Consider the following 26,155-nt stretch of genomic DNA (forward strand, 5'->3'; position numbering starts at 1 on the left):
AGGCTGTCTAACTGCCGCGCCGACGACCCAACATCGCCAAGCGAATAAACATGCGTTCCACCAACGCGCGATCCGGTGCCGTGCTGGCCGACCGCAACGTCAAATCTGTTTCTGTAATCGCGCTGAGCGCTTCCTCCAACTTTGGGCGCCCCCATCCGCTGGCCTGCCGTACCATGCGATCACGGCGCGGGCCAAAGATAGGGGGCTTCAGCCGTCCAATGCCAGAGGCCGCCCCACCGGGATCAGAGGCAGCGGTATGAAGCTGTCGGAAATGGCGCATCGCCGCGATGCATAGCGCCACAGGCTGTGTGCCTTGGGCGTAAAGCCGTGCCAGAACGGGGCCAATCTCGGCAGCCTTCAGTTCTGCCACTGCGTTCAGCAGATCATCCAAGCCGGCCTCGTTGGACTGCGGCGCGCAGGCTTCGACATCTGCAACGGTGGCTTCGGTTGGATCGCCCAGCTTAAACAGGCCCAGCTTTTCAATAGTTTGCCGCAGGTCGCCCGGCGGCATGTCGCGCGCATAGGCCCCGATTAAGTCCATCGCATCACGGCTGATATTGGCGACGCCCGCATCACGCAGATGGCCCTCGATCTCATCGCGAGAGGGGGGATCATCGTAGACACCGGCAGCATAGGCGCGCGGATGACTTTCAAAGAGCTTTCGCAACGTGGACCGCGCGGCCAGTTGCCCCGCCGTCACGATGATCTGGGCATCCCCGTCTGCCCAATCGGCCAAAGCAGGGGTGATCGCTTTGGCGACACTGTCGCCTGCTTCCTCGACGAAGGCGACGCGCGGCCCTGGAAAAAAACCTTGTGCCTTGATTGCATCGCCCAGCATCGCGGGGTCTTTGCGCAATTCGGCACCTGTCATACGGGTCAGGCGCATTTCCTCTTCGCCGTCTGGCCCCACAAGGGCCTTGATCACCTCTTGCCGTTTCAAGGCCACGCGCATGGCGTCTGAGCCGTAAATCAGGATACCTGCGGCATTCGGATCAGGTTTGCGGAAATAGGCGGCCGCGTCGCGGGCAGTCAGTTTCATAGCCCGCCAGTGGCCTCGACGATGATGTCCGTCACAATCAGATCTGCCAGCGCGATCGCAAGCCGGTCACGGGCGTCGTCCTGCGCCTCTTGCGAGGCGACGGTCGTGCCAAAGGCGGAATACGCGGTGAAGGTTTCGGCCACCCCGCTGGCCAATGGGCTATCACGGCCGTCTTCGGTCAACGTCCACGTCGCTTTGCCGGGCAGATTAAACCGGTTGATGTCTTGCGAAGAACTGATGACGACGGCGACTTCTTCAATCTCAAGATCGATCGTCAGCAGGTAGTCCCCTTGCTCCACCCGGCCCAACCGGTCTTCAAGACGTGTCCGCAGCCGAAACCCCTCAGGCGTGTTTGGCGCGCGGTAGGCGATGCGCCCCCGCAGGGACCGGCCCGAACTGGTCGGGCCATACACAGGTTGAAACCCGCATCCAGCCAGCGACAACGCCCCAAAAGACGTAAGGATTTGACGTCGGTTAAATGACAACATTCACGATCCGGCCTGGCACAACGATCAGCTTTTTGGGCGACCCGCCGTCCAAAGCCTTGATCACAGCGTCGTCTGCTAGCGCCAGCTTTTCAACCTCTTCTTTCGGCATGTCCTTGGGTACGGCGATTTCCGACTTACGTTTGCCGTTGATCTGGATGGGCATCGTCACGGTGTCTTCGACCAACATCGCCTCGTCTGCTGTTGGCCAAGGTGCATTCGCAATCAGGCCCTCACCCCCCAGCATCGACCAGATGTCTTCGGCCAAATGCGGTGTCATGGGGGCCATCAATTGGGCCAGCGCTTTCATCGCTGTCCGCTTGGCGTCGGTGCCCGCCTTCGATTTCTGGATCGCAGCGGTGAACCCATAGAGCTTTGCGATGGACGCGTTAAATCCGAATGATTCCACACCTGATGTGACGTCCTGAATAGCCTTGTGCATATCCCGCAACAGCGCCTCATCCGCCTCATTCGAGGCGTGTTCACCTGCGGCAATGTCCGTGGCGATGCGGTGCACGCGCGACAAATGTTTGAATGCCGCCTCAGCGCCAGAGGCTGTCCATTCCACATCCCGTTCGGGCGGGCTGTCGGACAGCACAAACCACCGCGCGGTGTCGGCGCCATATTGCTGGATGATCGCCACGGGATCGACAACGTTGTTCTTGGATTTGGACATCTTGGCGGAGGGCACGATTGTCACCTCTGTCCCGTCTTTCAGGAAACCACCGCCATCACGTAGATCAACCTCTTCGGGGTAGTGATACACTGGGCGGCCATCGGCACCGTCTGTTTTATAGATCGCGTGGGTCACCATACCTTGGGTGAACAAGGCATCAAACGGCTCAATCGCGCTAGCAGGCAAATGGCCCGTTTTATGCATCGCGCGGGCGAAGAAGCGCGAATACAGCAGGTGCAAAATCGCGTGCTCAATCCCGCCGATGTATTGATCCACGTTCATCCAATAGTCGGCGTCAGCTTTTTCGGTCGGCGTCCTCGCATGGGGCGCTGTGAAGCGGGCGAAGTACCAGCTGCTGTCAACAAACGTGTCCATCGTGTCTGTCTCGCGTTGGGCGGGCTTGCCGCAGGCGGGGCAGGGCACATCGCGCCACGTGGGATGACGATCCAGCGGGTTGCCCGGGATGTCGAAGCTGACATCGTAGGGCAATTCAACAGGCAGGTTCTCTTTCTTTTCGGGCACGACACCGCAACTGTCGCAATGGACAACAGGAATCGGCGCGCCCCAATACCGCTGGCGGCTCAAACCCCAATCGCGCAGACGGAACTTCGTCACGCCTTGGCCCACGCCATTGGCCTCACAGAAATCGACGGCGGCATCGATCGCTTCATTTCCGGTCTGTTCGGTCTCACCTGCAAAGCCGCGCACATAGATGACCTTTTCGGTCTTGGTGGGCACGTAGGCGTCGCCGCCGTCTTCTGGCATGGTGCTGCCGTCGTCCGTGGCGGGGGCGTAGGTGGACACCACGGGCAGGTCGTATTTACGGGCGAAATCAAGGTCGCGCTGGTCGTGGGCTGGGCAGCCGAAAATGGCGCCGGTGCCGTAGTCCATCAGGATGAAGTTGGCCACATACACGGGCAGTTCCCACGACGTATCGAACGGATGGCGCACGCGCAGCCCCGTGTCAAAGCCCATCTTTTCGGCCTTTTCCAAGGCCTCTTCTGTGGTGCCGCCCTTGCGGCATTCGGCGTTGAACGCAGCCAGATCAGCGTTGCCCGCCTCAAGCTCCTTCGCCAGCGGATGATCGGGGGAGATCCCAACGAAGGACGCGCCGAGCAATGTATCGGGGCGGGTTGTATAAACCTCAACCCGGTCATGACTGCCCGCGGGTTCGGTGAGGGAAAACGCGAATTGCAGACCACGCGATTTGCCGATCCAGTTTTCCTGCATCAGCCGGACCTTGGCGGGCCAATCGTCCAGACCGTCCAGCGCCTCCAACAGCTCATCCGCCATGTCGGAGATTTTGAAGAACCACTGGGTCAGCTCTTTGCGTTCAACCTCAGCACCCGAACGCCAGCCCTTGCCGTCGATGACCTGTTCGTTGGCCAGAACGGTCATGTCCACCGGATCCCAGTTGACGGTGGCGTTCTTGCGGTCGATCAGACCGGCGTCCAGCATGTCGATGAACAGCGCCTGTTGCTGGCCGTAGTATTCGGGATCGCAGGTGGCAAACATGCGTGACCAGTCGATGCCAAGGCCCAGCGGTTTCATCTGGGCGACCATCTCGTCAATGTTGTTGTACGTCCAATCCTTGGGGTGGCCGCCCGTGGCCATGGCGGCGTTTTCGGCAGGCATCCCGAAGGCATCGAACCCCATGGGGTGCAGCACGTTGTGACCGGTGGACAGTTTATACCGCGCAATCACGTCGCCCATGGTGTAGTTCCGCACGTGGCCGATATGGATGCGGCCGGACGGGTAGGGGAACATCTCAAGCACGTAATACTTCGGCTTGTCGTCACTGCGCACAGCTTTGAACGTGTCCGCCTTGTCCCAGGCGGCTTGCCATTTCGCTTCGATTTCTGAGGGGGTGTACGGCATGAAGAGTGTCTTTCAAAAACAAACGCCGGGTACGATGACCCGGCGCGTGGAAATCAGGGTCGGCGTCTTTTACAGCGCACCGTCCGCGATGCGCAACTGGCGCGCGCGCGATAGGATGGCGTCTTCGATGGCGCGGGTGGTGTCCGCCGCCGCGGGGCCTGATCGCGTCAGCAAAGCGACGTTCAGTGACCGCGCATCAAGCGCCGGATCGGTGATGGCCACAGTGGCGCGGTACGCGCGGCTGCCGCCAGGGGGCGTGCCGTAGCCCATCACGATGACGCCGGTGAACGGATCCACTGATTCTACGGGTAGAAAGTTCAGCACATCCAGCGAGGCCGCCCAAAGATACCGGTTTACCGCAACGCTTTCGGCGCCCCGTGTGCGGATCGCCTGGGTTGTCGCGGCTTCACCACCGGACCCTGACCCAAATCCAAGGCTGCCGATAGACCCCAAAGGATTGCTGCCCAGGCTGCCGGAACCGCCGCAAGCAGCGAGGGAGGCCAAAAGACCAATGCCAAAGGTCAGGCGACGAAGGGATGTAGATAGTGTCACGTGTCAGACTTTCACTTGTGCGTTGTGAAAGGTGTAGCGAAGGGGCGCGCATGTCACAAGTGTTGAAGGCAAAGCACCGGCCTGCGCACCTTGGTCAGCCCCCAAAAGCAAAGGGCGGCCCCCGAAGGAACCGCCCCAGCTTAGCAAATCTTCAGGTTCGATTAGAACTCGAAGGACAGCTCAACAGTTGTACCGCGCTGGTAGTCCTGTGCGCCGATTTCGTCTTCTTCGGAGTCGTCGTCATCTTCAGCGAAGGAAACGAGGAGCATCGCGCCGGAACCGAGGTCGTACTCACCACCAACATAGTAGTCGTCGCCGTCATCGGAGAGACCAGCGTAGACGACCAGGCCGGAACCTACGTCATAGGAACCGTCGATGGACCAGTCGGACTCTTCGTCGGTGGCAACGGTGACAGCGATTGGGCCGTCTTCGTATGCGATCGCCAGATCCCAGTCATCGTCCTGATCGGAGTTCGTGGCGTAGCCAGCGTCGATCGTCACAGGGCCGAATGGGTAGGATACGGAGACACCAATGGAGTCGTCGCCATCGGATTCAGCATATGCCAGACGAACGTCTGCGCCGCCGAAGGATGTACCAACGGAGATACCGAAGACTTCGTCTTCGTTAAAGTCGCCGTTGTCACCGGAAACGCCTGGGATCAGGTCTTCGTCTGTGTAAGCACCAGCAGGAACGCCAGCGGCTTCCTGGTAGGCCAGAACAACGTTGAAGTTGCCGAAGTCGCCGGACAGACCAACGGACAGCTGGTCGAGGTCGCTGTCGCTTACGTCACCAACGCGAGTACCGGCATTGTTTGCCAGAACGTAGGAAACCTGTGCTTCGATGCCACCGAAGGTGACTTCGCCGCGCAGGGCTTCTTCGCCGTCAGCTTCGGAGAAGTCGTCGTTGGCCATTGGACCAGCAGCAATCCAGACGTTCTGAGCAGCGAAGTTGGTGTCGCCGTAGAACAGGCCTGCCATGTCGTTGGACAAGGACAGCTCGTAGTCGGTGCCGTTTTCGTTGTTGCCGTCTGCCAGATCGATGAAGTCGATGGATGCAGCAGCTGTCAGGCCGTTGTCGAGCTCAGCAGCGAAGCCGATGGTCACGTTCAGGTCAGAGAAGAAGCCGTCGTTGTCGCCGATTTCGTCGTCGTTATAGCCCAGGGTTGCGTCACCGGAGAAGGTAACACCCAGGTGGCCCTCTGCGGAAGCGGCGCCAGCAAAAGCGACGATCGCTGCAGAAGAAAGAAGGATGCGTTTCATGTTGATTCCTCGTGTTTGCATTCTCGAGAATGCCAGTTGAACTAGCATTGGCACTGTCTTTGCGCGCAATGGGGTGCACACTCAAGGAAATTGGCCCGCGTTTTTGGACCCGCGTCAAAAATGATGCAGTCGTGCCACACAATGTTTTTCAACAAACGGCCCCTGACAGTCATGCGATAACGGCCTATGTCAGGGTGAAATATAAAACACGACGCATTTTCAGGAGGTTGCCATGTCTTTGGCCGAGATCACCGACCGTATCCACAAAGCCTGCGCCGCTGCAGGCCGTGACGCCGAAAGCGTTCAGTTGATTGCGGTGTCAAAGGTGCAGCCCAACGAACGGGTTGAGGCGGTTTTGAAGGAAGGCCATCGCATCTTTGGGGAGAATCGCGTGCAAGAGGCGGCGGGGAAATGGCCGGATTTTCGCACAGCTTATGATGGGATTGATCTGCATCTCATCGGCCCTTTGCAAACCAACAAAGCCCGACAGGCGATGGAGCTGGCACAGTCTATCCATACGTTGGACCGTCCCAAGCTGGCCAAGACCCTCGCGCGGCTCGCCCAGGAAACGGGGTCCTGTCCTGACTTGTATATTCAGGTGAACACAGGGGAAGAAGGCCAGAAGGCTGGTGTTTTGCCGGCTCAGGCGGATGCCTTTGTCAAAGAAGCGCGGGCGATGGATCTTCCTGTCAAAGGTCTGATGTGCATTCCGCCTGTTGATGAAGAGCCGTCGTTGCATTTTGCCTTGTTGGCCAAAGTTGCCGAACGCAATGGCCTGACCGGTCTGTCCATGGGGATGTCCGGTGATTTTGAACGCGCGATTGCCTTGGGGGCCACCCATGTCCGGGTGGGGTCTGCGATTTTTGGGGAACGCACCACGGCGGGTTAAACGACCACCAGACGGGTTTCGTGGCGAATGCGCGGGGCGATCCATGCCAGATCACGCGGTCGCAAGCCAATGCACCCTTCGGTCGGGTGACCTTGTTTGCGCCAGCGGTGAATGAATATCGCCGACCCGCGTCCTTTGACAGCGTAGGGCCAGTTCCAATCGGTGAGGATCACCAGATCATAAAGCGGGTCCGCACGGCGCAAAACCTCGTGTGAGTGTGGATAGGGCGCGCGGACCATCATGTTGTAGTCTTCGTGCGTGGGATCATCCGACCACAGATCCCCCCGTTTGATGGGCAGCGCCCAATCCACAGGCGCTGGTATCCTGTCAGGCCGATACAGCATTCCGACCAAGCGGTGTGTGCCGCGGGGCGTGGCGCCGTCGCCTTCGCGCTTGCGGTTCGTGATGCCGCCTTTGCCGACAGAGCATGGAAAGTGGCGGCCCATAAACCGAAGGCCCGTGGGCGTTACGACGAGATCTGTTGGTTTCATGGGCACATGATCAGCAAATCCCGCAGGGCGGGGCAAGCGGTTTGCGGGCATTGTCGTGTCGCCGGGCTGCGTCTACGGTGCGCGCAAAGGACGGGACTTATGCCCACCATTGTTCTCTTTACGACCCTTCTGGCCGCCATATTGCATGCCAGCTGGAACGCCTTGGCCAAGGGGGCGGCAGACAAACACCTCAGTATGGCGGGCGTGATCATTGGGCATTTGCCATATGCCGCCTTGGGGCTGTTGTTCGTGCCCATGCCTGATTTGGCGTGCTGGCCCTATTTGATTGGCAGTCTTGTCATGCACTTTGGCTATCAGGTGTTTTTGCTGAACGCCTACCGCATTGGCGACCTTACGCAGGTCTATCCTGTTGCGCGGGGCATCGCGCCGCTGATCGTAGCGGCCGTGTCGGTGACGGTGCTGGGCGTTGCTTTGGTGGGGTTGGAACTGGCGGCGATTGCTTTGATCGCGGCGGGACTGTTGTCGCTGGGCCTTGTGCGCGGACATGCGGGCGGGCGGAATACAAAGGCCGCGATGTTGGCAGCGGTCACGGGATGCTTCATTGCGGGCTATTCGCTGATCGATGGATTGGGCGCGCGGGTGTCGGGCACAGCCATCGGATTTTATGGCTGGTCAGCCATCGGCAACGCGATTGTCTTCGCGATCTTTTTGCGCCTGCGCCATCCGGGCGTGATCAGCCGCCTTTGGCCCGAGGGACGGTTTGTGTTGATCGTCGGCGGGGCTGCATCCTATGCCGCCTATGCCTTGGTGGTCTGGGGGTTCATGCAAGCGCCCATCGCACTGGTGACGGCCCTGCGCGAAACATCGATCATCTTTGCGCTGTTTATTGGCGTGGTTTTTATGAAGGAACGGCTGGACCTGATGAAGGTCGCGGCCACCTTTGCCACCATCACAGGCGCCATTCTGCTGCGGTTTGCGCGCTAGAACAAATGGCCCGACTTGGCGGCTTTGGTGGCAATGTAGGAGGCGTTCAGCGGATTTTCCCCGACATGCAGTGGCACCCGTTCCACCACGGACAGCCCGCAGCCCTCAAGGCGGGCCACCTTGGCGGGGTTGTTCGTCAACAGGCGGACCTGTGAAAATCCCATCTGCCGCAGGATTTCGGCACCGATGCGAAAATCGCGTTCGTCGTCGTTGAACCCCAGACGGTGGTTGGCCTCAACCGTATCGAAGCCTTGGTCCTGCAACGAGTAAGCGCGCATCTTGTTGGCAAGGCCAATCCCGCGCCCTTCTTGGTTTAGGTACAGCAACACGCCTGACCCTTCGGCCCCCATCTGCATCAGTGCTGCACGCAGCTGTGGGCCGCAGTCACATTTCAGGCTGCCCAGAACATCGCCGGTGAAACAGGCCGAGTGTAAACGTGATAAGACAGGTTGCGACCGGTCGGGGTGGCCAATTTCCACGGCGTAATGTTCTTCGCCGCCATCGTCGGGGCGGAAAATATGGAGCCGTCCAGCCTCTGACACATCCATGGGCAGGCCCGCATGAACAACGCGGTGCAGGGGGCTGGTGTCGGATGTGATCGCGTCCTCAGGCAGGAAGGTCAGATTATTGTTCAGGGCAAAGGCGCGTGGGTTCGCGACCTCAATGGTCAACACAGCGGGTAGCAAATGCGCGGCCTTGGTCAGGGCGATTGCGGCACGGTGCGGGCCTGCGGGCCCGTCACGCAGGGTTTTCAACGGCCCCTTCATCGGGTGATTCAGATCCCCTGCCGGATCCGCAATGGACGCGACCCAGGTGCGGGTGGCGGATTTGGGAAGGGCAATGCGGGCGATATCCCCGTCGTAGGCTGTGGCCTTGATCGTCTGCGCCCGCCAGCTAGTGATCGCGATAACCGGATCGCTGCCTTCGCCGCGCAGCGCGTTGAAGCGGCTTTCGGTCAAAACCTCGATCGCGCAAAACACCAGACCGCTGGACAAAACCACCGGCACACCCATGCGCAAATCACCCCGCGCGCGGGAGATTCGTTCGGAGGTGTCAGGCGAAATTGACATATTTGACCTTGTTTGACCGCCTTCAGGTCGCGGTTTTCGTGAGAATTTGAAACATTTGCCCTCTGCGCGACACGTCGCCGTGAGGGAGGGCGTGTCTGTCTTGCCAGTTTTGATGCATCCGGCCATGTGTAATAGCAAGACGGAGGACGCGAAAATGGCCCAATTAAAAAAGATTTTGCTTGTCGATGACGACGAAGACCTGCGCGAGGCGCTGGGAGAACAATTGCTGATGACGGAAGACTTCGACGTCTTCGAGGCCGGCAATGGGGCCGAAGCGATGACCAAGGCGAAGGAAGGCCTGTATGATCTGGTGATCCTCGATGTGGGCCTGCCCGACACCGACGGACGTGAGCTGTGCCGCTTGATGCGCAAGCAGGGCGTGAAATGCCCGATCCTGATGCTGACGGGCCATGACGGCGACAGCGACACGATCCTTGGGCTTGATGCCGGTGCGAACGATTACGTCACCAAACCCTTTAAGTTCCCTGTCCTGCTGGCCCGCATCCGCGCCCAGTTGCGCACCCATGAACAGTCGGAAGATGCTGTGTTCACCCTTGGGCCATACACCTTCCAGCCTGCGCAAAAGATGCTGGTGACCGAGGAAGAGAAGAAAATTCGTCTAACCGAGAAAGAGACGAATATCCTGAAATTCCTGTACCGCGCGACCGAAGGTGTGGTGGCCCGCGACGTGCTGCTGCATGAGGTTTGGGGCTACAATGCAGGGGTCACGACCCACACGCTTGAGACCCATATTTACCGTTTGCGACAAAAAATTGAACCAGATCCCTCCAACGCGCGTTTGCTTGTTACAGAGAGCGGCGGTTACCGATTGGTGGCGTGACGCGGATCTGAGAGTTTCCCTTGGTGACTGGGTTAAATCACCACCTCCCTGTTGGACTTGCCCCGGCCTTTTGGTCGGGGTTTTTTTATTTCGAATTTGCTGCGCAAATCCGACCCGCTGGGGGGCTAGCCCCCCAGACCCCCCAGAGTTTATATGGTCAGATGAAGATGAGGCAGGATGCCCAAGGGAGGTGGCCATGAAGATCGAACCGTTTGGTGTAGAGCAGTGGATGAACGCGTGGGAGACCAAGTGCGCGTATAACTTGGCCGAGACCTGTGTGGCGTCTTTGACTTTGGCAGAGCTGATGCAGATGGCGGGGGCCACGCAGCAAATGCCGTCAGATTTGGCCGCGATGCAGATGACCTATGGTGAGATCCGTGGGTCGACGGCGCTGCGCGGTCTGGTGGCCGCGATGTTTGAGGGGCAGGCGGCGGACAATGTGTTGATCACCCACGGCACCATCGGGGCAAATCACATGGTGTATCAGACCCTTGTGGGGCAAGGCGATCACGTGGTGGCGATCACGCCAACCTATCAGCAGCACACCGCGATTCCGCGGTCTTTGGGCGCTGAGGTGAGCGAGGTTGCCTTGCGCGAGGAAGACGGCTGGTTGCCAGATTGGGATGCGGTGGCCGCCGCAGTCACACCGGCGACCAAGGTGATTGCCTTGACGAATCCCAACAACCCGACGGGTGCCTTGATTGACCGTGCAGGGTTGGAACGGGTGGCCGAGATTGCGCGCGGCGTGGATGCTTGGGTGCTGTGCGATGAGGTGTATCGCGGCACGGAGCAGGGGGACCCTGTGCCGTCCATTGTGGATGTTTACGACAAGGGCGTTTCAACGGGGTCCACGTCAAAAGCGTTTTCGCTGGCGGGGCTGCGGTTGGGCTGGATTGTGGGGCCTGAGCCGTTGTTGGACGACTGTGAGATCCACCGCGATTACACGACCATCAGCGTTGGCATGGTCGACGATTATTTCGCCACAATGGCCTTGGGTGCCAAGGACGCGGTTTTGGGCCGGTCGCGTGAGATAACGCGGGGCAATTTGGCGATACTGCGCGATTGGATCGCGGCAGAGCCAAAGGCGGATTTTGTCGAACCCAAGGCGGGCACCACGGCCTTTGTGAAGCTGGACGTGCCTATGACGTCCTATGACACCTGCGTGGCGTTGTTGAAGGACACGGGCGTGATGTTCACACCGGGATCGGCGCTGGGCGTGGAGGGCTACGTAAGAATCGGATTTGCATGTTACCCCGAAACCCTGAAAGAAGGGTTAAGCCGCGTATCAGACTGGCTTGCGCAGCAATAGATCATAAAAACAAGGGGCTTGGCATGACCTTCACACTGGCGACATGGAACATCAATTCGGTGCGCTTGCGCGAAAATCTGGTGGCACGATTGATGACCGAAGAGGCGCCAGATGTGCTGTGCCTGCAGGAGTGTAAAAGCCCCGTCGACAAGATCCCGTTGGAGCAGTTTCAGACGCTGGGATACACCCACATGGTGGCCCGTGGGCAAAAGGGCTACAACGGTGTCGCGATCCTGTCGAAGCTGCCGATTGAAGAGGCGGGCGCAGAGGATTTCGCATCCCTCGGCCATGCGCGCCACATCGCGGGGCGGTTGGAAAACGGGGTGACGGTTCACAACTTTTATGTGCCTGCGGGCGGCGACAAACCGGACCGTAAGGTGAACGAAAAGTTTGGCCAAAAACTTGATTACCTGACTGAAATGCGGGACTTTTTTCGCGCTGAGACGCCGAAAAAAGCGATCCTTGTGGGGGATCTGAATATCGCCCCGCGTGAGGACGATGTGTGGGATCACAAGAAGCTGTTGAAGGTCGTCAGCCATACGCCGATTGAGGTGGCGCATTTGACCGAGACGCAAGAGGCGGGCTGCTGGGTGGATGTGACCCGTCAGGACATCCCAGAGGGGCAATTGTACAGCTGGTGGTCCTATCGCAGCCCTGATTGGGACGGGGCCGACAAGGGGCGGCGGTTGGATCACGTTTGGGCCACGCCTGACATCTCAAATGCGGCCCATTCCAGCCGCGTTCTGCGGGATGTGCGGGGGTGGGAGCAGCCCAGCGATCATGCCCCCGTCTTTGCGACGTTTGACCTGTAAAGGGGCAAAAACAGGGGGCTGGCACCCGTATGGCTTGCGTATGGCTCGCGTATGGCAGGGGTGCCAGTTTTTTGCAGATCGCCCTTCCCCCTTGGCCTTTGACGCGCGCCGCCCCATATAGGCGCACATGGCCCGACGGTTGTGGCCCAGACGGAGAATGCGATGCTTGAACTTGGTGGCGGGGCCCCCGCGGGTGCGGATGATTTGGTGAAGGACGGCGGCGACGCGACCTTTATGGAGGACGTGGTTGAGGCCTCCAAAGAGGTGCCGGTGATCGTCGATTTCTGGGCACCGTGGTGTGGGCCGTGCAAAACCCTTGGGCCCGCCTTGGAAGAGGTCGTCAAAAAGATGGGTGGCCGCGTGAAGATGGTGAAGGTCGATGTGGATCAGAACCAAGCTGTCGCGGGTCAGTTGCGGGTGCAATCCATCCCGACGGTGTATGCGTTTTTCAATGGCCAGCCCGTGGACGGGTTTCAGGGTGCCTTGCCCCCCAGTGAGGTTGAGGCGTTTGTGACCAAGATCGCCGATCTGGCGGGGGAGCCGGACAACGGTCTGGCCGATGCGATTGAGGCAGCGGAGGCGATGTTGACCGAAGGCGCTGCCGCTGATGCCGCCGAGACCTTTGCCGCGATTTTGGAAGAAGATGGCATGCATGCGGGGGCTGCCGGGGGGCTGATCCGGTCCTATCTGGCGATGGATGATCTGGATCAGGCGGAGGCCGTTTTGAATGGTGTCCCTGCCGAGATTCACGACGCTTCTGAAGTTGAGGCCGCACGGGCCGCTGTCGAATTGGCAAAACAAGCGCAGGATGCAGGGCCGGTGGCCGAATTGCGGGCCGCTGTGGACGCCGATGAGAACGACCATCAGGCGCGGTTTGATCTGGCGGTCGCCTTGCAGGGCGCGGGTGACAGTGAGGCTGCGGTGGATCAGCTGTTGGAGCTGTTCCGCCGGGATCGGGAGTGGAACGATGGTGCGGCCAAGACGCAATTGTTCACGGTGTTTGAGGCATTGAAACCCACAGATCCGGTGGTTCTGAACGGTCGTAGAAAACTGTCATCAATGATATTTGCCTGACGGATTTGTCGGCCTATGTCCTATCGCATGGTCAAGCCAACCAACCTACCTGATGTGATCTCAATCTTCCCGCTGCCTGGCGCTTTGCTTTTGCCGCGGGCGCGGTTGCCGTTGCATCTGTTTGAGCCCCGTTATCTGGCGATGTTGGATGACGCGATGAAGACCGATCATCGGATGATCGGGATGATCCAGCCCAATGGCGAAGACCGCCTGCATCGTATTGGATGTGCGGGCCGGGTGACGGCCATGTCCGAGACGGACGATGGCCGCTACATGATCACGTTGTCTGGCGTGTCGCGGTTTCGGGTCGTGAACGAAGTGGAGGGCTTTGTCCCCTATCGCCGGTGTGAGGTCATGTGGGACGGATTTGGAAACGATCTGGGCCCCGAAGAGGTGGATGCAGGGTTGGACCGCGACGGCCTGATGGCCTTGCTGGAGAGGTTTTTTGAAGACCGCGGCCTGAGTACGGATTGGGATGGCATCAAAGAGGCAGACCCCGAGCTGTTGATCAATTCACTGTCCATGCTGTGCCCGTTCGAGCCCGAGGAAAAGCAGGCGCTGCTAGAGGCACCATCGTTGTCCACGCGGCGCGAGACGTTGGTGACGTTGATTGAATACGCGTTGCGCAGTGGCGATGATGAGACGCGGATGATGCAATGACCGACGTTGACGATGCGGAAAAAGCGTTTGACCCCAAAATGTTGGAGGCTTTGGTCTGCCCCCAGTGTCACGGTGTGCTGAGCTATGACGCTGAAGCGAATGAGTTGATCAGCACGGCGGCGCATCTGGCCTACCCCATTCGCGGCGGGATCCCTGTGTTGTTGATTGACGAAGCGCGGTCGACCGACAAGGATTAAATCTGGGATCTTAATCACTTGGCAACCTTGTTTCTATGAAGGTGGGGCAGGAGGCCGAACATGGAATCATACCTGCTGCCAGCTGATGAGCTGGCGTTGATCCGCGCGAAGAAACGTAAACTCAGTGACCGAGAAAGACAGCTGCGTGACGGGTTTTTGACGGGGCGTTTGAACCCTGTGGGGTTGGACGCATCGGTTGAGGTGAAGGTGACGCGCCAACGTCTTTTGCGCAAAGAGATGTTGCCGCCTGAAATCAGAAACAATCCGCAGTTTTGGGACACGCGGGAGGTGACCTCCGTCGTTTTGCGGAAAGTCGGGGCACGCGGCGCCCTCCCGACCCCGCAGCAGGCTGCGGACCCGCGAGGGGAGTGGTCGGGGTCGCGCACCTAAGGTGCGTGGGTCCGAGCGCGGGGGGGTCCGATGGGATCAGGCGCGCATCAGGCTGGGCAGATCACCGGTGAGGCCTGCGGCCTCTCGAATAAAGGTGCGGCGCAGGCCAGGGGCGGCGTTCAAGAGGCCCATGCCTGCGTCCCGCACGGCACGCACCAGTGGATTGTCGTTCGAGAACAACCGGTTGAATGTGTCTGTGGCGATCGCCAGTGTCGCGGTATCGAAGCGTCGCCATTCTTCGTACCGTGCCAGAACGGCATCACTTCCGATGTCTTCACCTCGCGATTTGGCGTCTTGCAGCACATCGATCATGGCGGCGATGTCGCGCAGACCTGCGTTCAGACCTTGGCCCGCAATCGGGTGGACGCCGTGGGCGGCATCGCCCACCAGTGCCACGCGGTCCGCGATGAACCGGTTGGCCAGCGTCAGGCCCAGCGGATAGCTGAACCGTTTGCCGGTCAAGGTAATGTCGCCCAGAAAGTCGCCGAAGGCGGGGCGTAGGGCATCCAGAAACGCATTATCGTCCATCGCCATGATGTCCTTGGCGCGGGTATCGGTTTCGGACCACACGATGGAACAGCGGTTGTCTGTTAGGGGCAGAATTGCCAGTGGCCCTGCAGGCATGAAGAACTGATGTGCGATACCGCCGTGGGGCTTTTCATGTGCGACGGCACAGACAATTGCCGTTTGCCCATAGCCCCACCCCGTACGTTTGATGCCCGCGCGGGTGGCCGTGCCCGACGCGCGGCCGTCTGCGCCGATGATCAGCTTTGCGGTGATGACTTCACCTGAGGTGAGCGTGACTGCACCTTGCGATTGCGTGGACACCGTTTGTCCGTTCACTTGAGTGATGCGGTCGGTCTCATCCATGGCGGACAGCAGCGCGCGGCGCAGGTGGCGGTCTTCGACCATGAAGCCCATGGGGCCTTCTTCGATCTCGGCATGGTCGAAATGCAGCATCCACGGGGAGGGGCCTTCGCCCGCGCGCCCATCGGTGACTTTGATTTCCAACATCGGTTGGGCCGTGTCCGCCACTGCGTCCCACAGCCCCAAGCCACGCAACAGCCGCATGGAGGCATGGGCCAGCGCATAAGACCGACCGTCAAAATCACTAAGCGCGCGGGTGGGAGCGGGCAGGGTGTCGATGATCGTCACGTGCAGGCCAATATGGGCCAGCCCAAGCGCCAGCGCAGAGCCATTTAGCCCGCCACCTACGATCACAATGTCAGTCTGATGTGTCTTGGCTGTCGTCTTCGTCATGTCTGGCAATATGCGCCCCGCAGCGGGATTGTCCATGTGCGCTGTGGTCGCTACCGTTTGCCCATAGGGAAAAGAGGTGTGCGATGCAGGATTGGCTTTGGGCGACGGCGGCGGATTTGGGGCGCGGGATTGGCGCGGGCGACATTGATCCGGTCGATCTGTGTGAGGTGTATTTGGCGGCGATTGAGGCCCATCCCCACCGGGACCGCATTTATGCACGGGTGACGGCGGATCGTGCGCGGGTCGAGGCCGCTGCGGCCTCGGATCGTGCACGGGCGGGGCGTCGGGTGTCGCCGTTGGACGGTGTCCCGGTGTCGTGGAAGGATTTGTTCGACACGGCAGGTGTCGCCACGGAAGCGGGGACCGCGCTGATGGCGGGCCGTGTGCCGCAGAACGACGCAGAGGTGTTGCGCGCAGCGACGGCGGCGGGGCTGGTGTGTTTGGGCAAAACCCACATGTCGGAAATCGCCTTTAGCGGCTTGGGCCTGAACCCGATCACCGCGACGCCGCCTTGTGTGAATGACGACGCGGCGGTTCCGGGCGGGTCTTCGTCGGGGGCGGCCGCTTCTGTGGCGTTTGGTTTGGCGGCGGCGGCGATTGGGTCAGACACAGGGGGGTCGGTGCGGATTCCGTCGATCTGGAACGATCTGGTGGGGTTCAAGACAACACATGGGCGGTTGTCGCTTACGGGTGTTGTGCCGTTGTGTTCTGAATTTGATACCGTGGGTCCGCTGTGCCGCAGCGTCGAAGACGCGGCCCTTGTGACCGCCGCGTTGGAGGGATCGCGCGCGCCGGATTTGGCGGGGGCCAGCCTGACCGGACTGCGATTTGCCGCGTTGCAATCGGTGGTTCTGGACGACGTGGCTGAGGCGTCGATGGCGGGTTATCATGCGGCGCTAAAGCGATTGGCCGATGCGGGGGCCGTCATCGAAGAGGTGGCCGCGCCGGAGTTGGAGCGCGCCTTTGCGATGTCTTTGCCGCTTTATACAGCGGATGCCTATGCCAACTGGCGCGATCTGGTTGAGGCTGCGCCGGACAAGATGTTTCCGCAAATCCTGGAACGGGTCAGCGCAGGGCGCGATGTGCCGGCCCACGACTATCTGGCGCTTTGGGCGGAGTTGCGCGACCTGCGGCGCAGTTATGATGCGCGGATGGCGGGGTTTGATGCGGTATTGTGTCCGGGGGCTGCGAATATGCCCCCTGATGCGGACCGTCTGATGACGGACGATGCCTATTACAAAACACAGAACCTGTTGACCCTGCGCAACACGCGGGTGGCGAACCTGATGGGGGGCGCGTCTGTGGCCTTGCCTGTGGGCGTGCCGTCGGTGGGTCTTTTGATCAACGTGGCAGGGGGGCAGGATGACCGGTTACTGCGGATTGCCGCCGCCGCTGAGGCGGCGTTGCGCTAGGGCTTGGCGCAAAAGCCACACAAGCCCCCGATCTTGCGTCCTTTTTGTGGACAGGCCCGCCTGCCTCGGGCTAGTTTGGGCAAAAGCGGTCCGCCAATGAGGCCGTAATTTGAGGCAGTCATGATGTACCCCGAGCGGTTTTCGAACCTCCCGGCCTATGCGTTTCCACGCTTGAGGTCTTTGCTTGACGTCCATGAGGCGGGCGGCACGCCGATCAATATGACGATCGGGGAGCCTCAGCATACGTTTCCGGATTTTGTGCCGGGTGTGCTGGCGCGGTCGGTGTCTGAATTCAACAAATACCCTGTCAACGAAGGCGCGCCAGAGCTGTTGGCCGCTGTCTGTGGCTGGGTCACGCGGCGCTATTCGGTGGATTTGACGCCGGACCGTGTGATGGCGCTGAATGGCACGCGGGAGGGGTTGTACAACGCCGCGATGGCCTTGGCCCCTGAGGTCAAGAACGGCCAAAAGCCCGTCGTGTTGCTGCCGAACCCGTTTTATCAGGTGTATGCCGTGGCGGCCCTGTCGGTGACGGCGGAGCCTGTGATGGTGCCCGCAACCGCCGAGACGGGGCATTTGCCGGATTATGCGTCTTTGCCCGCGGATGTGCTGGACCGCACGACGATTTGCTACATTTGTAGCCCAGCCAATCCACAGGGTGCGGTGGCCGACAAGGCCTATTGGGCGCAGTTGATTGCGCTGGCTGAAAAGCACGATTTCAAAATTTTCGCGGATGAATGCTATTGCGAGATTTACCGCGACACGCCGCCCACCGGTGTGTTGGAGGCCGTGGCCGACACCGGCTGTGACCCCGAACGGGTGGTTGCGTTTCATTCGTTGTCCAAACGGTCGAACCTTGCGGGGCTGCGGTCGGGGTTTGTGGCGTCTGGGCCCAAGAACATCGCCGAAATTCGCCAGCTGCGGACCTATGCGGGATCGCCCTTGCCGATGCCCTTGCAGCGCGTCGCGGAGGCTGTTTGGAACGACGAGGCGCATGTCGAGGAAAATCGCAGACTTTATGCGGAGAAGTTCGACGACGCGGATGAGATTTTTGCAGGAGTCGAAGGCTATGCCTCACCTGAGGCGGGGTTTTTTCTGTGGTTGCCTGTTGAGGATGGGGAGGCCGCGGCGCTGACGCTGTGGCGCGAGGATGGGGTGCGGGTGTTGCCGGGCGCATACCTCAGCCGTCCTGGCCCAGCGGGTGATCCGGGGCAGGGATATATTCGGGTGGCTTTGGTTGCCCCAAAACAACAAACGCGGCGGGGTCTGACATTGATCCGCGACCGTCTGTATACGTGAGGATCTGAGGCACATGGCATCTTATCAAACCCGTCAACGTGACCCCCTTTTGGACAGCACAACGCAGGCCGCCATTGAAAAGCGCGGGCGAGAGCTGATCGGCATCGCGCTGTTTGTGGCCGGTTTGATGGTATCGATGATGCTGTGGTCCTATGTGCCGGATGATCCGAATTTCATGTCCGCCACGGATGCGCCCGTGCAGAACTGGCTGGGCCGTCCGGGCGCGTCCTTTGCTGCCGCGTTGTACATGATTGTTGGCTATGCGTCGTGGATGGTGCCGCTGGTTCTGATGGCGTGGGGTTTGCGGTTCACGCTGCACTACGGGCAGGACCGCGCGCTGGGGCGGATCGTGTTTGCGCCGATCGCCATTGCGGGGACTGCGATTTATGCGGCCACCCTGTCGCCCGGTGAGGGCTGGGATGAGACGTTCGGGCTGGGCGGGCATTTTGGCGACATGGTGCTGTCGATTATTTTGACGATCCTGCCGTTTGGCACGACGTTCAGTGTCAAACTGATGTCGTTTATCATGGGGATGGGCGTGCTGGCGCTGATGGCCTTTGCGCTGGGCTTTACCATGGTGGAACTGCGCAGGTGCGGGCGATTTTTGCTGATCGGCGTGATCGTGGCCTATTCGGCTGTGTTGCGCGTTTTAGGTATGACGGCGTCGGCGTCTTATGCGGGCGCGCAGGCCCTGGGCGCCAAGGTGCAAGAACGCCGCGAATTGTCGCGTCAGGAAAAGGAGGCCTATGAGGCCGAGTTGGCCGCCGCCCGTGCGGTTCCCGCGCCGTCCCACGCGGAGGAGGCCGCGCGTGTGGCCGCTGTGGTGCGGGCCAACCCTGCGATGCCCACACGGTATGAGGATTTCGATCCCGTTGAAGACGCCGCCGCGCCTATAGCGGCCCCCGTTGAGGCACCTTTGGTGGCACCTGCGCGCACGGCGGAGCCAGAGGCAAAGCCCGGTTTGTTCAAGTCCTTCCTGAAGCGGGCGGAGCCATTGCCCGAGCATGAATTGGTCGATGAGCAGATGACGGGCGACGTGCCTGAGGCGGACACGGACCGTATTTCTGCGCGGATCGCATCGGCGGTGCGCAACCGGTCTGGACAGCCGCCGCAGGTTCAGATTGCAACGAAACCAGGCGTGAACCCTGCGGTGACCGCCGCCATTGCCAGCCGGATGCAACAGCCCGCGCGGGTGGAACCGCCCGTGGCTTCGGGCCCGCGGCCTTTGGTGTTGAACACCGATCAGCAGCAGGCGCTTGCCCAAGCGGATCAGGGCGCCGTCGCGCCGATGGTGGATGTGATCGAGGATATGGATGTGGGTGCCGATGTGCCTGCGCAAACGCCTGCGGCGGCGTATGAAGCCGCCCCTGCGCCTGCCCCTGCCCCTTCGCCTGCGCCGGTTGCGCCAGCTGTGGCCCCGCGTGCTGCGCCGATCCGTGCGCCAGAGCCCAAATCGGTGGTGCAGCATCCTATGCGCAAGACGATCCAACCGTCGACTCAAGCCCGTGCTGAGGCGCAGCCTGCGTTGAAATTTGACGACAGCCGCCCGGCCTATGAAATCCCGCCGCTGGGCCTGTTGGCCAATCCTGCCGACGTGACCCGCCATGTGCTGTCTGACGAGGCGTTGGAAGAGAACGCGCGGATGCTGGAAAACGTGCTGGATGACTACGGCGTAAAGGGTGAGATCGTCAGCGTCCGCCCTGGCCCTGTTGTCACGATGTATGAACTTGAACCCGCCCCCGGTTTGAAAGCATCGCGCGTGATCGGTCTGGCGGATGACATCGCGCGGTCCATGTCGGCGCTGTCTGCGCGCGTGTCCACTGTGCCCGGACGCAGCGTGATTGGCATCGAACTGCCCAATGAGAACCGCGAAATGGTCGTGCTGCGGGAAATGCTGAGCGCGCGTGATTTTGGCGACAGCAATATGAAACTGCCACTGGCCTTGGGTAAGGATATTGGCGGCGAGCCGATCATCGCGAACCTTGCCAAGATGCCCCACCTTCTGATTGCGGGGACGACCGGATCCGGTAAATCCGTGGCGATCAACACGATGATCCTGTCGCTGCTGTATAAGCTGTCCCCTGACGAGTGCCGGTTGATCATGATCGACCCCAAGATGCTGGAACTGAGTGTCTATGACGGCATCCCGCATCTGCTATCCCCCGTTGTGACGGACCCAAAAAAGGCGGTTGTCGCGCTGAAATGGGTCGTGGGCGAGATGGAGGAACGCTATCGCAAGATGTCCAAGATGGGTGTGCGCAACATCGACGGCTACAACGGCCGCGTGGCCGATGCGTTGGCCAAGGGTGAGATGTTCTCGCGTACCGTACAGACGGGCTTTGATGACGAAACCGGTGAGCCGGTGTTTGAAACCGAAGAGCTGACGCCCGAGAAGATGCCCTACATCGTCGTCATCGTGGACGAGATGGCCGACCTGATGATGGTTGCGGGCAAAGAGATCGAGGCCTGCATCCAGCGTCTGGCGCAAATGGCGCGGGCGTCGGGCATTCATCTGATCATGGCGACGCAGCGCCCGTCGGTGGATGTGATCACCGGCACCATCAAGGCGAACTTCCCCACACGGATTTCCTTTCAGGTGACGTCGAAAATCGACAGCCGCACGATTTTGGGAGAGATGGGCGCCGAACAGCTGCTGGGCATGGGCGACATGCTGTATATGGCAGGTGGATCGAAGATCACCCGCGTTCACGGGCCCTTCTGTTCTGATGAGGAGGTCGAAGAAATTGTGACTTACCTGAAGGCCTACGGCCCACCGCAGTACATGTCCGGCGTCGTCGAAGGGCCTGCGGAAGAAAAGGCCGACACCATTGACGCGGTGCTCGGCTTGGGTGGCAACACCGATGGCGAAGATGCGCTCTATGACACCGCTGTCGCCATCGTCGCCAAGGACCGCAAGTGTTCCACGTCCTACATCCAGCGCAAGCTGGCGATCGGGTACAACAAGGCCGCACGTCTGGTTGAGCAGATGGAGGATGAGGGCGTCGTCAGCCCCGCCAACCATGTGGGCAAACGTGAGATCCTGATCCCCGAGGCGCAGTAACCTTTAGGTTGGCGTGCCGGTGGGGGTGTCCTCCTCCGGTGTGGCCAGGATCGCTTTCATGCGTTCGCTCAACTCCGCATCCCAGGCGGGGCGGGCCTCAAGCACGGCTTTGACGAAGGCCTCATTCTCGACCCCGCGCACGCCCGGAATGTGATGTTCGGCTGCGGCCAGCATCGCCTTGCGGTCCATGTCATTGAAGGCCTCCGACATCGCGTCGGCTTTGGCGCGGCTGTGGCCCAGCGCCTCATACGCCGAGCGCCCCATCCGAAGGGAGCTGTCATAGGTTTCACGGATGATATCGCGACAGCCCGCGTGCCACAGGTCGTAGACATGCATTCTGTCGATCGCGCGGGCGATGATGTGAACCTTGGGGTGTGTTTTGCGCACGTAGTGCACCAGCTCGGTGATCTGGTCTTTGTCGTCGATGGCCACCACAAGGATCTTCGCCTCATCAATCCCTGCAGCATGCAAAAGGTCAGGGCGTGTCGCATCGCCGTAGTAGGCGCGGAACCCGAACATACCGATCATGTCGATCTGGGCGGCTGAATAGTCGATCACCGTCGCGGATTCGCCCATTCCGGTCAGCATTCGGCTGACGATACCGCCCACGCGGCCATGCCCTGCGATGATGATGTGGGACGTGTCTTCGATGGCTTCCATCTCACGGTCCTCACTTTGGACAAACCGTGGCGCAATCACACGGTCATAGAGGATGAACAGCGCGGGCGTCAGCAACATCGACAGCGCCACGATCAGCAGCAGTTGATCGGCGATGGCGGTGGGGATGACGTTATTGGCGGTGGTGAAGGACAACAGGACAAAGCCAAATTCACCCGCCTGCGCCAGGCCCAGCGCAAAGAGCCACCGGTCGGCGCCGCCAATCCGGAACACCACGGCCAACAGATACAAAACGGCGGCCTTGATGGCGATCAACCCAAGGCTCAGCGCGACGATAGGCAATAGGTTCGCGGCCAGAAGGCCAAAGTTGATGCCCGCCCCGACGGTCATGAAGAACAGGCCCAACAGCAACCCCTTGAACGGGTCGATGTCAGATTCCAATTCATGGCGGTATTCGGAATTGGCCAGCACGACGCCTGCAAGAAATGTGCCCAAGGCGGGCGACAGGCCGACCAAAGACATCAACAAAGCGATGCCAATGACCATCATCAGCGCCGTCGCCACGAACAGCTCACGCAGGTTGGCCGCGGCGATGAAGCGAAAGATGGGCGACGTCAGAAAGCTGCCGCCCAGCACGACTGCGGCAATCGCTGCAATCGTGACACCTGCTGTGGCCCATGGGCCCAGACCGTCAACAAGGCTCATGCTTGGGCCGTGCCCGTCAGCGTGGCCATTGTCGTGCCCGCCGCCCTGTTCGCTGTGATCGCCCCCCGCATGGGTGTCCACCACGGTCGTGGTCGAAGGGCCTGTGTCGTGATGAACCGTTGCGCCAACATCCGACATCTCGGAGAGGGCCAGAAGGGGGATGAAGGCCAGCATGGGAATGACGGCAATGTCTTGGGTCAACAACACGCTAAAGCTGGACTGCCCGCCATCGCTTTTCATCAGCCCCTTTTCATTGAGCGTTTGCAAAACAATCGCTGTGGATGACAGGGCCAGAACCAAACCAATCGCCAAGGCAACCGACCACGCAATGCCAAAGATCATGGCAACCGCCATAACGGCCAGTGTCGTAAGCGCCACCTGACCGCCGCCAAGCCCCAAAAGACGCCCGCGCATGGCCCAAAGCATCTTTGGTTCCAGCTCAAGCCCAACCAGAAACAGCATCATCACAACGCCGAACTCTGCGAAATGCTGGATCGAAATCACGTCGACGTCCAGCAGTGCAAGCACGGGCGAGATCACAATCCCCGCGATCAAATATCCAAGAACGGACCCAAGCCCCAGCCGCGATGCAATCGGCACGGCAATGACGCCTGCAATCAAAAATACAAACGCCAACATCAAAAAGCCAGTCATGTCAGGACCCCCAAGTTATTCCCTGACATGCACGCTAAGCATTGGCGCAGTCCTTTGATAGGGCAAAACACCCGTCGCTTCTTTGGGTCAAAAATACCTAAATGCCCGACCGGCATTTAGTGGAACATGCGAAAATGCAGGGCTGTCATCGCCTATCAGGTGGCGTGATATCGCTTAGCGGCCCATATGGCCCTATCTAATTTCCAGCCAAAGGGTGCAAATCGCACCCACCCCGATTAGGTACAGGTCTATGAATAAAATTACGCGACGACTTTCCATGATGGCCCTTCCCCTCGCACTTGCGGGGTTTGCGGCTTCACCGTCTCAGGCGCAGCAGCTTTCGCTGGCGCAGGTGTCGGGTTACCTCAATTCATTCACGACGGCCGAAAGTGAGTTCACCCAGATCAATGCGGACGGGACGATCTCGACAGGGACCGTCTATATCAAACGGCCCAACCGCGTGCGGTTCGAATATAATCCGCCGGAACGGTCGCTTGTGGTGGCCGGGGGCGGGCAGGTGGCGATCTTTGATCCTCGCTCTGACGGGGGCGCTGACCGCTATCCGCTGAACCAGACGCCGCTGAAAATCATTCTAGAACGCAATGTGGATTTGACGCGCACTGATATGGTGACACGACACGTGAGCGATGGCACGACGACAACCGTCACCGCACAAGACCCCGACCGGCCGGAGTTGGGCAACATTCAGATGGTGTATACCGCCAATCCGGTTGAGTTGCGCCAGTGGATCATCACCGATGATACCGGCCAGCAGACCACGGTGATTTTGGGGGATCTGCAAACCGGCGGATCGGTGCCGGACATTTTGTTCAACATCCAGCGCGAGATGCGCAATTGGGGCAACTAGATTTGCCAAAAACGCCAAACAAAACATAATGCAAAACGCGCCCCTAAGGGGGCGCGTTTTTCGATTGGATCAGATGTGTTTATCGAAACCGGCGGCAGCTGCGCAGCTGGGCGTCGTACATGACTGCGCGGTCGCGCACTTCGCCTGCGATGCGCACCAGCCAAGGTTTGCTGCGATAGGTGCCACGGCGCCAGCCGGTGCGGCCATCGTGATAGGCCAGATACTGGTTGTAGGTGTCGTTAAGAGGGATCCCGTTTTCCTCCACCGTAAGGGACATATACCACCCCATGAAATCGGTCGCGTCACCGATGTTCGTACGGTCAGACCGGCGGCCGCCTTCTTGCTGCTGGTATTCTTCCCACGTCCCATCCAACGCTTGGCTGTATCCCAAAGCCGAGGATTGCCGCCCTGTCGGGATCACGCCCAACGCATAGACGTGGGGCGGGCGGTTGTCCGCGATGAATTTACTTTCCTGATAGATCATCGCCATCAGCACGTGGGGTTGCACGCCCCAATTGCGTTCTGCGGCCTTCAGCGCGCGAATATAATGCGGCCGTTCAGTGACGATGGAACAGGCGTTGTCCAGATTGCGCGGCGCAGAGCCGTCCCGGGTGCCGCAGCTGCCCAAGACCAACATCATCAACCCCGCGAGATAGAGTTTCTTGCTCATCTGCCTCTCGCTCTCAATATTTATATTTTTATTGCCCTCACGATAGCGGAGGCGGCCCCTTGTGAAAACAGGTTTTGCGGGTCTGTCAGATCACAAATGCCAGAATGAGCGGTAAAGTGATCACCGACATGATTGTCGACACCACCACAAGGCCCGCAACACTGTCCGCGTCGGCCCCGTATTTTTCCGCCAGCAGGTAGGATGTGACCGCAACGGGTGTGGCGACCTGTACGATCAGTACGGCAAGGGCCGTGCGATCAAGCCCGAACCAAGCGCCTGCCGCCCATGCACAGCCCACGCAGACTGCGACTTTCAGCGCTGACAGAACAGACGGCACCACGAACCCCGCCGGTTGCAGACGGGCCACGGCGACACCCAATGTGATCAGCATCATCGGGATCGCCATTTGCCCGATCAGATCCAGCGCATTGGTCAGGAACGTGGGTGTCTGCCAGCCTTGCCACAAAAACAGCGCGCCCAGGAGGGTCGCCGCCACCACGGGTTCTTTCACCACCTTGATCAGGGACCCGCCGCCCGACACCAGCCAGATGCCGAAGGTAAAGCTCAGGATGGCCATCACAGCAAAGACCACCACCGCGTAATCCAGCCCCACATCGCCAAACGCAAACAGCGCAAGCGGCAGGCCCAGATTGCCGGTGTTGCCAAAGATCAGCGGGGCCAGAAAGGTGCGACGGTCCAACCGGCCCAACACGACCAAAGCCAGCATTGCCAATGTCACCAAGGCATAGGCGGCAAAGCTGGCCAGTGACAAGGCGGCCAGTGCGCTGGCCTCGACCTGCGTACGCATCAGCGCCACGAAGATCAGGCAGGGCACCGACAGGGTCATCGCGAATCGCGTGACGAACTCAACCCGGTATTCGAACCCCAGTTTGACCCAAGCGAAGCCAACTGCGGCCAACAAGAACACCGGTGCCGTGATTTCCAGCACTGTCAGAAGCATTGGCACAGTTTGTTTCCTCAAAATTTAGAGACTTGCGATGGACTCCCATGGCACGGTTTGTCTAGTAACGGCCAAGGGGC

At 60.1% G+C, this 26,155-nt stretch carries 24 protein-coding genes; 13 read left to right on the top strand and 11 right to left on the bottom strand.

What is annotated here, in order from left to right; translation table 11 throughout:
* Positions 1–7 precede the first annotated feature (7 nt).
* The 5 genes from holA to PSJ8397_RS08730 form a co-directional block, all read right to left on the bottom strand.
* Positions 8–1,039: a DNA polymerase III subunit delta gene (gene holA / locus PSJ8397_RS08710; protein WP_085864176.1), complete on the bottom strand. Its 1,032-nt coding sequence runs from the start codon at positions 1,037–1,039 to the stop codon at positions 8–10.
* Positions 1,036–1,527 (bottom strand): LPS assembly lipoprotein LptE, encoded by a 492-nt coding sequence (lptE, locus tag PSJ8397_RS08715; protein WP_085864177.1) that lies wholly within the window; start codon positions 1,525–1,527, stop codon positions 1,036–1,038. Before lptE ends, holA begins: the two co-directional genes overlap by 4 nt.
* Positions 1,514–4,078 carry a leucine--tRNA ligase gene (gene leuS, locus PSJ8397_RS08720; protein WP_085864178.1) on the bottom strand — a complete coding sequence of 855 codons (2,565 nt, stop codon included), beginning with the start codon at positions 4,076–4,078 and terminating at the stop codon, positions 1,514–1,516. Before leuS ends, lptE begins: the two co-directional genes overlap by 14 nt.
* Before the next feature lie 69 nt (positions 4,079–4,147).
* The gene (locus PSJ8397_RS08725; RefSeq protein ID WP_085864179.1) at positions 4,148–4,630 is read right to left on the bottom strand and encodes a DUF3576 domain-containing protein; all 483 of its coding nucleotides are present in this window, start codon (positions 4,628–4,630) and stop codon (positions 4,148–4,150) included.
* Between the two features lie 161 nt (positions 4,631–4,791).
* Positions 4,792–5,889: a porin gene (locus PSJ8397_RS08730; protein WP_085864180.1), complete on the bottom strand. Its 1,098-nt coding sequence runs from the start codon at positions 5,887–5,889 to the stop codon at positions 4,792–4,794.
* A gap of 232 nt (positions 5,890–6,121) precedes the next feature.
* Between PSJ8397_RS08730 and PSJ8397_RS08735 the strand changes: the two genes are divergently transcribed.
* Positions 6,122–6,778, top strand: coding sequence for a YggS family pyridoxal phosphate-dependent enzyme (locus PSJ8397_RS08735; protein ID WP_085864181.1), 657 nt, complete (start codon positions 6,122–6,124; stop codon positions 6,776–6,778).
* Here the strand turns inward: PSJ8397_RS08735 and PSJ8397_RS08740 are convergent.
* The gene (locus tag PSJ8397_RS08740; RefSeq protein WP_085864313.1) at positions 6,775–7,269 is read right to left on the bottom strand and encodes a L,D-transpeptidase family protein; all 495 of its coding nucleotides are present in this window, start codon (positions 7,267–7,269) and stop codon (positions 6,775–6,777) included. The genes PSJ8397_RS08735 and PSJ8397_RS08740 overlap by 4 nt on opposite strands.
* 99 nt (positions 7,270–7,368) lie before the next feature.
* Between PSJ8397_RS08740 and PSJ8397_RS08745 the strand changes: the two genes are divergently transcribed.
* The gene (locus tag PSJ8397_RS08745; protein WP_085864182.1) at positions 7,369–8,214 is read left to right on the top strand and encodes an EamA family transporter; all 846 of its coding nucleotides are present in this window, start codon (positions 7,369–7,371) and stop codon (positions 8,212–8,214) included.
* On the opposite strand, the gene ribA is transcribed toward PSJ8397_RS08745, so the two are convergent.
* Positions 8,211–9,284, bottom strand: a complete 1,074-nt coding sequence (gene ribA / locus PSJ8397_RS08750) for a GTP cyclohydrolase II (protein ID WP_085864183.1) — start codon at positions 9,282–9,284, stop codon at positions 8,211–8,213. The genes PSJ8397_RS08745 and ribA overlap by 4 nt on opposite strands.
* Positions 9,285–9,438: 154 nt before the next feature.
* On the opposite strand from ribA, the gene PSJ8397_RS08755 reads away from it, so the two are divergent.
* The 7 genes from PSJ8397_RS08755 (at position 9,439) to PSJ8397_RS08785 (ending at position 14,567) form a co-directional block, all read left to right on the top strand.
* On the top strand, positions 9,439–10,125 hold the full coding sequence (locus tag PSJ8397_RS08755; protein ID WP_085864184.1) for a response regulator transcription factor: 687 nt from the start codon (positions 9,439–9,441) through the stop codon (positions 10,123–10,125).
* Positions 10,126–10,321: 196 nt separating this feature from the next.
* Positions 10,322–11,434, top strand: coding sequence for an aminotransferase (locus tag PSJ8397_RS08760; RefSeq protein ID WP_085864185.1), 1,113 nt, complete (start codon positions 10,322–10,324; stop codon positions 11,432–11,434).
* Positions 11,435–11,457: 23 nt separating this feature from the next.
* Positions 11,458–12,246, top strand: coding sequence for an exodeoxyribonuclease III (locus tag PSJ8397_RS08765; protein ID WP_085864186.1), 789 nt, complete (start codon positions 11,458–11,460; stop codon positions 12,244–12,246).
* Between the two features lie 162 nt (positions 12,247–12,408).
* Positions 12,409–13,320 carry a thioredoxin gene (gene trxA / locus PSJ8397_RS08770; protein WP_085864187.1) on the top strand — a complete coding sequence of 304 codons (912 nt, stop codon included), beginning with the start codon at positions 12,409–12,411 and terminating at the stop codon, positions 13,318–13,320.
* 27 nt (positions 13,321–13,347) lie between these two features.
* Positions 13,348–13,980 carry an LON peptidase substrate-binding domain-containing protein gene (locus PSJ8397_RS08775; protein WP_085864314.1) on the top strand — a complete coding sequence of 211 codons (633 nt, stop codon included), beginning with the start codon at positions 13,348–13,350 and terminating at the stop codon, positions 13,978–13,980.
* Positions 13,977–14,177: a Trm112 family protein gene (locus PSJ8397_RS08780; RefSeq protein ID WP_085864188.1), complete on the top strand. Its 201-nt coding sequence runs from the start codon at positions 13,977–13,979 to the stop codon at positions 14,175–14,177. Before PSJ8397_RS08775 ends, PSJ8397_RS08780 begins: the two co-directional genes overlap by 4 nt.
* A 60-nt stretch (positions 14,178–14,237) precedes the next feature.
* Positions 14,238–14,567, top strand: a complete 330-nt coding sequence (locus tag PSJ8397_RS08785) for a hypothetical protein (protein WP_085864189.1) — start codon at positions 14,238–14,240, stop codon at positions 14,565–14,567.
* Positions 14,568–14,603: 36 nt separating this feature from the next.
* Here PSJ8397_RS08785 and PSJ8397_RS08790 read toward each other — a convergent pair whose 3' ends face one another.
* Entirely contained in the window at positions 14,604–15,863 is a 1,260-nt protein-coding gene (locus tag PSJ8397_RS08790; protein WP_085864190.1) for a UbiH/UbiF/VisC/COQ6 family ubiquinone biosynthesis hydroxylase, read from the bottom strand.
* A gap of 47 nt (positions 15,864–15,910) precedes the next feature.
* On the opposite strand from PSJ8397_RS08790, the gene PSJ8397_RS08795 reads away from it, so the two are divergent.
* From PSJ8397_RS08795 to PSJ8397_RS08805, 3 genes are all read left to right on the top strand, one after another.
* Positions 15,911–17,239, top strand: coding sequence for an amidase (locus tag PSJ8397_RS08795; RefSeq protein WP_085864191.1), 1,329 nt, complete (start codon positions 15,911–15,913; stop codon positions 17,237–17,239).
* Between the two features lie 123 nt (positions 17,240–17,362).
* The gene (locus PSJ8397_RS08800; RefSeq protein WP_085864192.1) at positions 17,363–18,538 is read left to right on the top strand and encodes an aminotransferase class I/II-fold pyridoxal phosphate-dependent enzyme; all 1,176 of its coding nucleotides are present in this window, start codon (positions 17,363–17,365) and stop codon (positions 18,536–18,538) included.
* A gap of 13 nt (positions 18,539–18,551) precedes the next feature.
* Complete coding sequence (locus PSJ8397_RS08805) at positions 18,552–21,599, top strand: DNA translocase FtsK (RefSeq protein ID WP_085864193.1); 3,048 nt, start codon at positions 18,552–18,554, stop codon at positions 21,597–21,599.
* Between the two features lie 3 nt (positions 21,600–21,602).
* Here PSJ8397_RS08805 and PSJ8397_RS08810 read toward each other — a convergent pair whose 3' ends face one another.
* On the bottom strand, positions 21,603–23,576 hold the full coding sequence (locus PSJ8397_RS08810; protein WP_085864194.1) for a cation:proton antiporter domain-containing protein: 1,974 nt from the start codon (positions 23,574–23,576) through the stop codon (positions 21,603–21,605).
* A 277-nt stretch (positions 23,577–23,853) separates the two neighbouring features.
* Between PSJ8397_RS08810 and PSJ8397_RS08815 the strand changes: the two genes are divergently transcribed.
* The gene (locus PSJ8397_RS08815; protein WP_235000632.1) at positions 23,854–24,444 is read left to right on the top strand and encodes a LolA family protein; all 591 of its coding nucleotides are present in this window, start codon (positions 23,854–23,856) and stop codon (positions 24,442–24,444) included.
* Between the two features lie 79 nt (positions 24,445–24,523).
* Here the strand turns inward: PSJ8397_RS08815 and PSJ8397_RS08820 are convergent, their stop codons facing one another.
* Together PSJ8397_RS08820 and PSJ8397_RS08825 are read right to left on the bottom strand one after the other, a co-directional pair.
* Positions 24,524–25,114, bottom strand: a complete 591-nt coding sequence (locus PSJ8397_RS08820) for a transglycosylase SLT domain-containing protein (protein WP_085864196.1) — start codon at positions 25,112–25,114, stop codon at positions 24,524–24,526.
* Positions 25,115–25,199: 85 nt separating this feature from the next.
* On the bottom strand, positions 25,200–26,081 hold the full coding sequence (locus PSJ8397_RS08825; protein WP_085864197.1) for an AEC family transporter: 882 nt from the start codon (positions 26,079–26,081) through the stop codon (positions 25,200–25,202).
* Positions 26,082–26,155: the final 74 nt, after the last annotated feature.

Source organism: Pseudooctadecabacter jejudonensis, assembly GCF_900172275.1.
Classification (GTDB): domain Bacteria; phylum Pseudomonadota; class Alphaproteobacteria; order Rhodobacterales; family Rhodobacteraceae; genus Octadecabacter; species Octadecabacter jejudonensis.